Genomic DNA, 12,987 nt, shown 5'->3' with positions numbered 1-12,987 from the left:
ACACCATCTAGCCATTGGGGTGCAATTTTTTTGTCAAAATTTAATTGTGAACTTATGCTATGCAGCTGACTCAAAATGCTGGATACGGACCTTGGAGATGAGCGATCTCACTCCAGTTAGTGCTGAGAAATATATAAAATCTCCCAATAGACTCTTTACAAGAAACAGAAATCGGATGTAAAGTTAACGGAATTACTGACAATACTAATGGAGAGCTAAATATGGAGTATAACAACCGGATCAGAAAGTTACATATATGGATTAAGAATATGAGATTTCAAAACAAGTTAATGATAAGTTACCTTCTGGCGTGCATCATTCCAGTATTAATTGTAAGCGTATTCATATTTCAGCAGTCAGCCAAAGGACTGGAAGAATCCTCACAGGAATTTGCCTCCCTGTATACGTCCCAGATCAAATCTTCATTGAATGAATTCATCAAGGAATATGACAAGATTACAAAGTCCGTACTGGTTGACAACGAATTGATCTATAAGCTCGGAGAAGGGTCAAGTGTACCCATGAACGAGGAGGTTAATCAACGGGTTGCTGTACAGCAACTTCTCATGAGAGTTTCATTGCTCAAATCCGAAATTGGTACCGTAATGCTGATCAGCCGCGATAACAGTGTATACCAATATACGACTACGACTAGCAGAGTGGATGAGAACAGACTATTATCCCGGGATTGGTACAAACAGATCCGTCATTCCGATCAGACCTTTTTTATTAGCGGCCTGCATGATCGTTCCTATTATGAGGACAAAGGCGCAGGTGCTGTTGTGACTGTGGGGAGGATTCTGTTTAACTCCAAGGGGGCATACGCCGGCATGCTTCTTATTGATCTCGATCCATTTACGCTACTTCAGCTTGAGCTTGAGTTTTTGCAGGCCCGCGACAAGTATGGTATTAGCGTAATTATAAGCAATGATCGAAGAGAGATCGTTTATCATTCCGAAGCAGCCAGTGGCCGGATCACATGGGAGCAGCTGCTCCATTCAGGATTCGATCTCACTGGAGACAGCGGAACTGAAGAGCGGATTATTTTATCGGAACAAACTTCACAAGGGGAATTATTCATCAAAACCGAGATTCCCAGGTCCAAATTGCTGCATAAAATCAATCAGATGAAAGGGCTGACCATGATCGTGATCATGGCAAGTTGTCTGATTATTTTCCTGATCTCACTGTGGCTAAGCTATACGATTACTAGACCCATCAAGGCACTTCGAAGAAGCATGAAGCAAGCAGAGGTAGGTCAATATCTGCCCATAGAGAAAGAACATACCAACGATGAGATTGGAAACCTGGTATATAGCTACAACAAAATGATTATCACGATCAAAACGTTAATTGAAGAGGTGTACGTGGGAGAGATCAAGCAGCGTCAAGCCAAATTCCTTGCTCTTCAAAATCAGATTAACCCCCATATGCTATACAACACATTGGAATCCATTCGAATGAAGGCATTGGTGAAAGATGACGAGGAAACGGCAGGGATGATTAAAATTCTGGCTCGTATGTTTCGGTTAACGCTTGGGAAAGAGGGAAGGCACCATTCGATTAAGCATGAACTGGAGTACACAGCCAACTATCTGCAGCTTCAAAACATCCGATTCGATAATATGTTCGAATTGGATGTTAACATGCCGGATGAAATGCTGGAGTGCAGCATCATTCCTTTGGTATTTCAGCCTATCGTGGAGAATAGCATCAACCATGGTTTTGCAGGCTACAGCCAGGCATTATGTATCGAAATTGAGGGGAGCTGGACGGAACACGGAGAGATTCTGATCCGAATTTCAGACAACGGAACCGGAATGACGGCAGAGAAATTGGCGGAGCTGGATGCGCTGCTGGAACAGGCGGCTTCAAATAGATACAGCCTGGATAACCCAGATGATTTGGGAGAGAACGGTCTGGGTCTGACCAACATTGCAGAACGGATTATGCTCCATTATGGAGATTCATATTACGTTAAGGTGTTGTCTGGTATCAAAAATGGAACGACCATCGAAATTCGGATTCCAGGGATAGGCATACCTCAGCATATAAGTTCCAATGCGAAGAAGGAAGGTGAGAGAAATGAAACTGATCTTGGTGGATGATGAAAAAGGGATATTGGAAGGACTCAAAAAGATGGTAGATCGCTATATTCCGGAATGTGAAGTGGTTGGAACAGCCTACAATGGGCTTGAAGGCTTCGAGCTGATTCAAAGATGGCAGCCGGACATCGTTATTACCGATATTCGAATGCCGCAGGCCGGTGGACTGGACATGATCCAAATGCTCAAAACGGTCGGTATCCAGAGCAAATTTATTTTGCTAAGCGGATATGCCGACTTTGAATATGCCCAAAAAGGCATAAAGCTGGGGGTGAATTTTTATATAAACAAGCCGGTTGAGGAACAGGAGTTGCGAGACTGTGTCTGTCAGGTCATGGAGATGATTCGCCTAGAGCGAAGCAAAGTCCAGGAAATGGATGCCTTAAAGAAGGCAACGTATCTCCGCATTCAGGAAGATGGCTTGCGAGATATTCTGGATATGGGCAACGACCATACCGAAATTGCAGAGGAGCTGCTAAGGATCGGATGCATGCCTGGGGAGGGAGCACATTTTGCGTGTATCCTGATTGAAATCAATAGTAACGCAGAAGGTCTGAAGGAACTTGGTTTTGATTCCGTTTTTAGGCAGATTGATCTCGTCTTCAGACATTACGGTAGTGTATATCGTTTTCGCTATACAGGCGCACAAATTGCGGTGATCGTGATCCACGGTGCAGCTTTGGAGAACAGAGATATGGTTCACACGACACAGCGCCTTCATGAGGTCCTGTTCAGACAACTGAACGTGTCGAGCGTGATTGGCATCGGAAGCGTGCAGGAACAGCCTCGTGGTATTAGCCAATCCTTTGAGGAAGCGCGAAATGCGCTCAGCTATCAGGTGATCAAGGGCGGAGAACCCGTCTTTTCGTTTACACAGATCATGAATATGACCGGGAAAAGCGAGCTGGTTACAGAGGAGATGATCGCGGGCCTGGAGGCCGCGATCGACAGTATGGATGAGAGAGAAAGCGTGGATATGATCCACCGAATCTTTAGGAGAATAGAAGCTGAACCAGGTTTCAGTCCGGCAGATCTCCAACTGCAATGCTTGAACTTGCTTCTGCTAAGCATTCGAAAGGTATCTTTTCAGCAGCTTCAGCAGAATACATTGTTGAGTCGTCAGCTGTTATCTTTGGAGGGTATATCACGGTTTAAGACACTGGCGTCTCTGGAGCAATGGATGGTAGAAGTCATTGGCGGAATCATTGCATTTATGCTGGAACATCGTACTTCCAAAAAGAGGGACATGATCTCAGAGATTAAGGAATATGTTACAGCCCATTATGATGAACCCATCAGTCTAGCTGAATTAGCTGCTCGCTTTTACATGAATCCTTATTACCTGAGCCAATTTTTCAAACAAAAGACAGGCGAAACGTACTTGAATTTCTTGACCCACATACGGATCAGCAAAGCCAAGGAATTGCTTGAACAGACGGATTTGAAGATATATGAAATCTGCCATAAGGTGGGTTATTCGGATGCGCAGCATTTTGCACGCATGTTCGAAAAATGGACCGGATTCAAACCAAGGGATTATCGGAAAAGTCTTGCAGAACAATAAAAATTAAGGATGCCACTTCGTTTCGAAGTGGCATCCTTTTTCTTAAAAATCACTTGTTTTAACTTAAAAATGCCTAATTGAGAGAGGATTATTCTGGCTGTATAGTTGGATTGTAAGCGGATTCATTAGAGAATACTGGGGGGGATAAGTTGAAGGTTTTTGCGTTTCATCGAATGAAAGTGTTTTGGCCACTATACGTGATGGCTATTCCAGGCATCGTTTTTCTAATTGTGTTTAAATTTATCCCGCTGGGCGGTGCGATTATCGCCTTCAAGGATTACTCGGTATTTCAAGGGTTCGGTGATAGTCCGTGGGTAGGACTCAAACATTTTAAGACCTTAATTGACCATCCCGATTTTGCCAGGGTTTTTGGAAATACCCTAATGCTCGGCTTTCTCAAACTTGTATTGGTTTTTCCGGTGCCTGTATTGTTGGCGTTGATGATTAACGAGATTCGCAAATCGGCGTTAAAGAAAGGAATCCAAACGGCGCTGTATATCCCGCATTTTTTATCCTGGGTTATTGTGGGCGGAATCCTGTTCGATTTCTTTTCTTTAAGCGGATTGTTCAATATCGTTATTGGGTGGTTTGGTTTAGAACCTGTGCTGGCCATGCAGGAGAGTGCATATTTCAGACCCATCTATGCAATCTCGTCCATCTGGAGAGACGCCGGGTGGGGAACTGTGGTGTACATGGCAGCAATTAGCGCAATCGATCCCCAACTCTACGAATCTGCAATGATTGATGGTGCATCGAAACTCAGGCAAATTCGCCATATCACGTTCCCGCTGCTCTTACCAACCGTACTTGTGCTTTTCCTGCTGGAGATCGGAAACTTCCTGGATCTCGGATTTGATCAGGTATTTAATCTGCTCACTCCGATGACATACAGTGTGGGAGATATTTTGGACACCTACGTGTTCCGGACGGGCATTCAGCAAGCACAGTACAGCTTCGCGACGGCAGTTGGATTATTTCAGTCGGTGATTGGCTTTATCCTGGTATTTGTATTTAATAAACTGTCCAAAAAAGTGTCGGATGGGGGGCTTTGGTAGGGATGGTTGAATCCAAAAGAGAACGAGCATTTGTTACCGGAGTTACCATTTTTCTCATCCTGTTTTCCATTGCAGCCATAGTACCGCTTCTGTCCGTAATCTCCACGTCATTTAGTTCCAAAAACGTCGTGGACATGAACCTGGTAACACTGTGGCCAAAAGAGTTTACGCTTGATTCATGGAAGTACATCATTGATCGACCGGATCTGTGGAAGTCCTTCTTTCTGACGGTAGGCACTACGGTTATTGGGACGGTACTGGCTCTTCTGATGACAGCCTTGTTCGCGTATCCACTGTCCAAGTCAGAGTTTCGCTGGGGCTCCGTGATTATGGTATGCGTTGTGATTGCAATGATCTTCAAAGCGCCGATCGTTCCATATTTCCTGACGGTCCGCAGCATTGGACTTTATGATAATCCGTTGGTCCTGATCCTGCCGCATATTCTGAATCCCTTTAATTTAATCATCATGAGAACCTTCTTCAAACAATTTCCCAAGGAGCTGGAGGAGGCAGCCTTTCTTGAAGGCTGTGGATATTTCCGAATGCTGTTCCATTTCGTTCTTCCATTATCCAAAGCCGTTATGGCAACTCTTGCTTTATTCTACGGTGTAGTGTTGTGGAACCAGTTTCAGCATCCGCTATTTTTCCTGCAGGATACCAACTGGTTTCCGCTGCAGATCAAGATCAGGCAGTTTATCACCGATGATAGCGTCATGATGGCAGGTGCTGCTTCAACGGTGGAACTGAATTATAATGAGCGGACACTGAGAGCGGCAACAGTCATTTTTGCGATCATTCCGATCATCATTGTGTATCCCTTCCTGCAAAAGTATTTTGTCAAAGGAGCCATGCTTGGCTCGGTGAAGGGCTGATCTCGTTTTACCAATGAAACAGGAAGAATGTCCAAGAATAACCGTGATGAAGGGGGATTAGCTATGATTCTTAAAAAGATGGGTTTATTGATGGCCGCAGGTGTTCTTGCGATAAGCACGATTACCGGCTGCAATTCAAGCTCTCCGGGTGATACTTCCGCTTCTGGCCAGACTTCCGGCAATGAGGATGGAACGGTGGATATCGAAGTATGGGGAACGAACATTGGTTATAAACCGATTACCAAGGGCAGCAAGTTATATGAGTTTTATAAGGAAAAGCTTGGCGTGGGTGTGATTCATCCGTATGTGGAATGGAACGGGGGCACCAATTATCTGAACCAGCTGAATCTGAAAATCGCCGCCAATGAAATGCCGGACTTATTCATACCCCAGCAGGGGATTGAAGACAGCTTGGCTAAAAATGGTGCCATTGCCGATCTGACCGACCTGCTGCCCAAATATGCGCCCAATGTATGGGAGGCCATTCCGCAGGATATGTGGGATGTGGTCAAAGCGAACGATCCTACGGGTCAGGGGAGAATCTATTATATTCCCGGTGTTGTGGAGTATGGGAGATACGCTGGCATGATCCGTCAGGATTGGCTCGATAAGCTGGGTCTGACGATGCCAAAGACGCAGAACGAATACGTTAAGGTACTCGAAGCATTCCGGGACAAGGACCCGAATGGTAACGGCCAGAAGGATGAGCTGGCTACCGGCGGCAGGGAGCAGGCTAGGTGGATGGATCACCTGTTCGCCATGTACGGGGTAGCCATGTTCGAAGGTTATCCGGAGTGGGATATCTACAATGGTGAGCTGACTTATTCCGCAGTGACTCCGAATATGAGAGCAGCGCTGGAATTCGCGGCCAAACTGTACAAGGAAGGATTAATTGACAAGGAATCACTTTTGAATACAAAGGATAAGTGGGATGGCAAAATTCAGTCCAACAAGGTAGGGAATTATTTTCACTGGGTTGAGCATGGCAATTTGATTTTGGAGAATCTGGAGAAGAACACCGACGTGAAGGCTAACTTTACCGTGCTCCCTGTACCGGAAGTCGAGGGATATGAAGGTTTCTACACGATGAAGAGATTCGCACCTCCGCAGTGGGTCATCAAGAACAATAAGGACGAGAACAAGCTGATGGCTACCCTGAAGCTGCTGAACAATATGTATGACAAAAAGAACTGGAAGGACCTGTTTCTGGGCGTGGAAGGCATGCACTATGAGATGAAGGACGGCAAGGCCGTTAAACTTCCCGATGACAAGAGCAGTCAGGAAAATCAAATTTTGAATCCGTATTCAACGTTGGCGACCCTTGACTTTACGATAGATCTGTTTAACAGTACGTCATCGGAAGACAGTAAATGGGCGATCGACCAGGTGACCCGAAATATGCAGGAGGCCCAGAAATACGCGAAAGTCATTGCCGGTGACGGTATGCCAGCCAGCGTATACGACAGCTTCCCGGACATTAACAATCGTACATTATATGTGGAATACGCCACCAAAATCATTCTGGGGCAGTACCCGATCAGCAAGTTTGATGAGTTTGTAGATAAATGGAATAAATCAGGTGGCGAAGAGGTTACAAAGCGCGCAAGAGAATGGTATGCCAAGGTACAGAAATAATAACCATCAAAACGGATATCCGCCCTCTATTCAGTTGAAGACGGGCGGATATTTCATATTGCCAGGGTGTGATGGACATCGTCTGGTTGAAATTAGACCGAAATAGGAGGAAATCATGAGAAATCGTTTAAGGGACGTGCTTGAGGGAAGGGAACATAATTATATCCTCCCATTTCTATGGCAGCATGGGGAGGAGGAACGCGTGATACGGGAAGAGATGGCTCGCGTTCATGAAGCAGGCATCGGCGCCATATGCGTTGAAGCCCGGCCTCATCCTGATTTTCTGGGACCGAAGTGGTGGACAGACATGGACATTATTATGGATGAAGCCCGTAAGCGCGGGATGAAGGTATGGTTGCTTGATGATGATCATTTCCCAACGGGACACGCGGCAGGCAAAGTAAAGGAAGCTCCGGATGAGCTCCATCGCTTGTTTCTGGGTGAACGTTATATTGATACGATTGGGCCTGCTCAAGGAGCATCTTTTTTGATAGATACTTTGCTGATGACCGGGCTTCGACCTACCGTGTCCCTTAACCAAAACGCGAGTAGTCATAACAAACTCGTTGCCGTTGTGGCTGTCCGCCGAAATCCAACCGATGGAACATTGCTTCCTGAATATATAGATATAACAGAATTTGTGAATAATGGTACCCTTTATTGGGATGTCCCTGATGGGTATTGGCGTATGTTTATTATTTCGGAAAATAGAGAGGGCGGTAGCAAGGCACAGGAAGAATATCTGAACCCCTTAGTACGTGAATCAGTACAAATTCTGCTGAACACGGTTTATGAGGCTGTTTATGAACGTTACAAAGAAGATTTTGGGGAAACTTTTGCTGGATTCTTTTCGGACGAACCTGGATTCTACAATGATAAAACCACGTTTGACTTTAATTCTAAACCCGGTAAACGAGAAGTATCGCTGCCTTGGAGCAAGGAAGTATCCGTTTTACTTGAGCAGGCGTTGGGTGAGGATTATCGAAAGCATTTATATCTACTTTGGCAGGATGTGGGGGAAAAATCCAATATCGTACGATACGCTTATATGAATATCGTCAGCAAACTGTACGCGGACAACTTCTGCAATCAAATTGGAACCTGGTGCAGAGCCCGTGGAGTAGAATATATCGGACATGTACTCGAAGATAATAACGTCCATGCAAGACTAGGTCCCGGCGCGGGCCACTTTTTCCGCTCCCTCTGGGGCCAAGACATGTCGGGTATTGATGTAGTACTGTGGCAAATCGTCCCTGGCTTCGATGAATTGAGTTTCCGCACAACATTTGGGGAGACAGATAGTGAATTCTTCCACTATGGCTTGGCTAAGCTTGGTGTGTCTCTAGGGCATATTGATCCGAAAAAACAAGGACGGACGATGTGCGAATTGTATGGAGCATATGGTTGGACAGAAGGGCTGAAGCTGATGAAGTGGCTTACCGACCATATGCTGGTCCGCGGCGTTAACTACTTCGTACCACATGCCTTTACACAAAAATCGTTCCCGGATCCGGATTGTCCACCCCATATGTATGCAGGTGGGAAAAATCCGCAGTATCGTCATTATAGGTATTTAAATCAATATATGAATAGGATGAGTCACCTGATTTCCGGCGGAAGACATGTGGCATCTGCTGCTGTCTTGTATCATGCAGAAGCCGAATGGGCGGGGGAATCCATGTATTTTCAAAAGCCTGTAAAGGCATTGATGCAGCGTCAAATTGATTGCGACATTCTTCCTATCGATGTTCTTTTAGAAGGTGCCAATGTGATTGAAGGTAGACTGCATGTTCCTCAAGAGGATTACAGATGTCTGATTGTACCCTATTCGGAGGCACTTCCTGCAGCGATGCTCCAGCGTTTAGTCCAATTTGTCGAACAAGGACTTGCCGTTCGGTTCGTTGATGGGCTGCCAGCACGATCGAGCGAAGGCCTGGAAGTTTCCAATGAACTTCAACGACTCGCCAGTCACATGAACGTTAAAGTCTTGTCTTTGGACAAATTGGCACAAGATCTTGTCGCAGACGGACATTTCGATATTCAAGTGGATAACTTTCAACCGTATCTACGGAACTACCACTATATCCATGACGAACTGGATGTTTTTATGTTCTTTAATGAAAGTCCATTTGATACCGTACGTACGAAGGTTGTCTTGCCTGTAGAAGGTGATGTATTTGCCTATGATGCATTCCTTAATCGCTTGAACAGCTTAAGTTCGAGAGAGACCGATTTCAAGTCGTTGTCACTTGTTTTGAACCCATATGAATCCATTGTCTTGATTCAGGGAAACGACCTTGAAGGTTATGACCAAACACCACTTTATATAGAGAAAGAGAAAATGAAGGTCATGGATTTCGAGGCAGAATGGACGGTTTCCACTGCAGATGCTGAACACTATCCTCACTTTGTCGAATGGGGAAAATTGAATAGTTTAACTAATATGAGTTTACCTGATTATCTACCGTATTTCTCTGGCACATTTCGTTATGAAACAGAATTTGAATGGAACGAATCGGTGACTCAAGTGCATTTAGATCTCGGGGAGGTATTTGAAACGGCAGAAGTATGGTTAAACGGTGAGCATGTAGGAATTCGTATCTGTCCACCATACCGGTTTGAGATCACCGGTCTGATTAGAATGGGGAGGAACAGAATGACCATCGAAGTTACGAATACATTGGTTAAAGATCAGCGAGATTTTTTGTCATCATTCGCACAGCAGGAACCAAGTGGACTTATTGGGCCTATACGAATGATCTATTGAATAAGTGTAATTTAATTTCAGGCTCTGTTAACCGATAGAGGTGCCAAAGCTCAAAAGGAAGATGCGGCATCCAATGAAGGAAATGAACATGGAATAAGCAAGAAATTCAGGGGATGATTATGGGGTCCATCGCTAACTATGTTAAGGATGGAGTTATCCACTATGATTTCCACAGTGATCCAATCGGCCAAAAGCCGGAGGAATTATTGAAAAAAAGAATATTCTCCATTCAACCAAAAAAACGGCACCGAATCTTTACGATTTGGTGCCGTTTTTTTTGGTTCGGATTGCCAGGCACAACAGTTATTTGGCGTGAAAAATTATGGTGGGAGTAAGGGGTTTTGTAGTTCGGGAAAATCTAGGCAACGGAATCCAATTAATTTTACGTAATAATATTACATGATTATAATTAATTTATTGTAATATTATTACGAAGGAGATATAATAAGCTCATCAACAATTGCTTTAGGTGAAAGGATGAATGAAGTGCTAGAAAATTTGATCACAGAAACAAGGAATCAGAGCACTTTGGAGCTAGACCAGCTATCGACTGCATCTGTTCTTAAGCTTATGCAGGAGGAAGATGAGAAGGTATCCTTGGCAGTGAAAGAAAAGCTGGAGGATATCGAGAAGGTTGTAACCTGTGTCATCCAAAGCTTTAAGCAGGGTGGCCGTCTGATTTATACGGGAGCAGGAACAAGTGGGAGAATGGGCATTCTCGATGCAGTAGAGTGTGTACCTACTTTTGGAACCAAGCCGGATATGGTTCAGGGGTTGATCGCAGGTGGAGAAACAGCAATCAGGCTGGCGGTAGAAGGTGCAGAGGATTCAATAGAACAAGGAGAAACAGACCTTAAGGAACTAAATCTGACGCCTAATGATACTGTAGTGGGGATTGCCGCCAGCGGACGAACGCCATACGTCATTGGTGCACTGAAATATGCTTCCCGGATTGGAGCGTATACAGCCAGCTTGTCCTGCAATGAGAATGCAGAGATTAGCAGATATGCGCAATACCCGATTGAAATCTTGACAGGGGCGGAGATATTAACTGGCTCTACTCGCTTGAAGGCCGGAACGGCTCAGAAGATGGTGCTGAACATGATTTCCACCACAGCCATGATCGGTATAGGCAAGGCATACAGCAATTTGATGGTAGATGTGCAGCCAACCAATGAGAAATTGGTTCTTAGAGCTAAATCAATCATAAGTGAGATCACAGGCTGCGATATGGACACGGCATCCATTTATTACGAAAAAAGTAATCACCAGGTGAAAGTTGCTGTAGTTATGCTGCTTGCGGGAATTGATTACGAAGAAGCACAGCAAAGATTGCACAATTCGGGAGGATTTATTCGTCAAGCAGTGTAACATCATGAGGGGGTATAACCATGTCAAAAGAAAAGGACTTGGCACTTGGGATTTTGAGTACTGTGGGAGGGATTCAAAATGTGGAATTAATTACCCACTGTATGACACGAGTCCGTATCACTTTAAGAGACGAAAGCTTGGCGAGCGTTGAAGAATTAAAACGCGTTCCCGGAGTGTTGGGGGTGATCGAGGAATCAACATTGCAAATCATTGTAGGCCCTGGTCTGGTAGAGAAGGTCTCTGGAGTGATTGCAAACATCAGTGGTGTGGATTTGGGAGAAGTGATTCCATTACAGAATGTCCATGCTATCCAGACTAACCCGCCAAGTGAGACTGGCGGAATAAGCGACAAGGAGAGGGCGGAGCAACTTGCGGCTCAAAATAAGGAGAAGTATAAGGAAAAAAACAATACTCCTGTGAAAAACTTCTTGAAATCGGTTTCAAACATTTTTATTCCGCTTGCACCCGCATTTGTTGCGGCTGGTCTATTGGCGGGGATTACCTCCGTGATTGGCAATTTCATCACAGCGGGGCATCTGTCCGGTGAAGGCTGGGCGCAATTTAACCTTATTCTCAATGTCATCAAAAACGGCATCTTCTCCTATATGGCTATTTTTGTGGGCATCAACTCTGCCAGAGTATTTGGTGCTAGCCCATCATTAGGTGGTGTTATTGGCGGCGCGACTCTTCTCACTGGCATGAAGCCGGAACTGCCTATTCACAATTTATTTACGGGAGAACCCTTGATAGCCGGGCAAGGCGGTATCATTGGTGTTGTATTGGCGGTTTGGATTTTATCCTTAATTGAAAAAAGATTGCATAAAATTATGCCTAACTCCATTGATCTGATTGTTACTTCGTTTCTGAGTGTAATAGCAACCGGATTACTGACTATCTTTTTAATCATGCCATTTGCCGGGTTTGTTGCTGACAATCTGCTAATAGCCGTTAACTGGATATTATCTGTAGGCGGGGCGTTTGCAGGCTTTTTCCTCGGTGGAATCTGGCTGGTTATGGTTATGCTTGGTCTTCACCATATTATGACACCCATTCATATCGAATTGATTGCACAGACAGGGATGACTATATTGCTGCCGATTCTGGCCATGGCTGGGGCAGGTCAGGTAGGTGCGGGACTGGCACTTTGGATCCGCTGTCGTAGGAACAAGCAGCTTACGGGTATTATTAAAGGAGCTTTGCCTGTAGGTGTGCTTGGCATTGGCGAACCGTTGATTTACGGCGTAACCCTTCCTTTGGGTAAACCATTCGTAACTGCGTGTCTGGGCGGGGCATTTGGTGGTGCGGTCATTGGGTATTTTGGCAATGTAGGCGCCATGTCCATTGGTGCGTCCGGTATTGAAATGCTGCTGTTGATTGCTGACGGTAAATGGTGGGTGTACCTGCTGGGCTTGATTACAGCATACTTCTTTGGATTTATCTGCACCTATTTGTTTGGTACACCGAAGGAAGCACGTGAGCCAAAGGAATCCTGAGACAACATACAATACGGTTTTAATACTTCTATTAAGCTCGTGAAGGGTGAATATTGCTTTGCTGGTGGAGTAATGAGGCAGATAGATGGACAAACGAACTTATGATTTATGCCTTAAGCTGCACC

At 45.0% G+C, this 12,987-nt stretch carries 8 protein-coding genes; all 8 read left to right on the top strand.

The genetic code is table 11. The annotated features are described in order from the left end of the window. Positions 1–269 precede the first annotated feature (269 nt). The 8 genes from PPA03S_RS12910 to PPA03S_RS12870 all read left to right on the top strand — a co-directional run bounded on the left by PPA03S_RS12910 (position 270) and on the right by PPA03S_RS12870 (position 12,862). Entirely contained in the window at positions 270–2,108 is a 1,839-nt protein-coding gene (locus PPA03S_RS12910; RefSeq protein WP_157284135.1) for a sensor histidine kinase, read from the top strand. Then, positions 2,086–3,669: a helix-turn-helix domain-containing protein gene (locus PPA03S_RS12905; protein WP_062323453.1), complete on the top strand. Its 1,584-nt coding sequence runs from the start codon at positions 2,086–2,088 to the stop codon at positions 3,667–3,669. The genes PPA03S_RS12910 and PPA03S_RS12905 overlap by 23 nt, the downstream gene beginning before the upstream one ends. Positions 3,670–3,842: 173 nt before the next feature. Next, positions 3,843–4,724, top strand: coding sequence for an ABC transporter permease (locus tag PPA03S_RS12900; RefSeq protein WP_245683598.1), 882 nt, complete (start codon positions 3,843–3,845; stop codon positions 4,722–4,724). 2 nt (positions 4,725–4,726) lie between these two features. After that, positions 4,727–5,596, top strand: a complete 870-nt coding sequence (locus PPA03S_RS12895; protein ID WP_062323448.1) for a carbohydrate ABC transporter permease — start codon at positions 4,727–4,729, stop codon at positions 5,594–5,596. Between the two features lie 63 nt (positions 5,597–5,659). Next, positions 5,660–7,231, top strand: a complete 1,572-nt coding sequence (locus PPA03S_RS12890; protein ID WP_062323446.1) for a type 2 periplasmic-binding domain-containing protein — start codon at positions 5,660–5,662, stop codon at positions 7,229–7,231. 355 nt (positions 7,232–7,586) lie between these two features. Next, entirely contained in the window at positions 7,587–9,998 is a 2,412-nt protein-coding gene (locus PPA03S_RS12885; RefSeq protein WP_245683597.1) for a glycosylhydrolase-like jelly roll fold domain-containing protein, read from the top strand. Between the two features lie 486 nt (positions 9,999–10,484). Then, a complete protein-coding gene (gene murQ / locus PPA03S_RS12875) occupies positions 10,485–11,369 on the top strand; it encodes an N-acetylmuramic acid 6-phosphate etherase (RefSeq protein WP_157284132.1) in 885 nt (294 codons plus the stop codon). A gap of 20 nt (positions 11,370–11,389) precedes the next feature. Next, positions 11,390–12,862 (top strand): PTS transporter subunit EIIC, encoded by a 1,473-nt coding sequence (locus tag PPA03S_RS12870; protein ID WP_062323438.1) that lies wholly within the window; start codon positions 11,390–11,392, stop codon positions 12,860–12,862. Positions 12,863–12,987 lie beyond the last annotated feature (125 nt).

The sequence above is a fragment of the Paenibacillus pabuli NBRC 13638 genome, assembly GCF_001514495.1.
Classification (GTDB): domain Bacteria; phylum Bacillota; class Bacilli; order Paenibacillales; family Paenibacillaceae; genus Paenibacillus; species Paenibacillus pabuli.
This window is presented reverse-complemented; position numbering and strand designations above follow the sequence as displayed.

Bases quoted from the DNA above. Each gene is read 5' to 3' on its own strand.
- PPA03S_RS12900 (WP_245683598.1), top strand. From the start codon at position 3,843: ATGAAAGTGTTTTGGCCACTATACGTGATGGCTATTCCAGGCATCGTT.
- PPA03S_RS12895 (WP_062323448.1), top strand. From the start codon at position 4,727: ATGGTTGAATCCAAAAGAGAACGAGCATTTGTTACCGGAGTTACCATT.
- PPA03S_RS12890 (WP_062323446.1), top strand. From the start codon at position 5,660: ATGATTCTTAAAAAGATGGGTTTATTGATGGCCGCAGGTGTTCTTGCG.
- PPA03S_RS12910 (WP_157284135.1), top strand. From the start codon at position 270: ATGAGATTTCAAAACAAGTTAATGATAAGTTACCTTCTGGCGTGCATC.
- PPA03S_RS12905 (WP_062323453.1), top strand. From the start codon at position 2,086: ATGAAACTGATCTTGGTGGATGATGAAAAAGGGATATTGGAAGGACTC.
- PPA03S_RS12870 (WP_062323438.1), top strand. From the start codon at position 11,390: ATGTCAAAAGAAAAGGACTTGGCACTTGGGATTTTGAGTACTGTGGGA.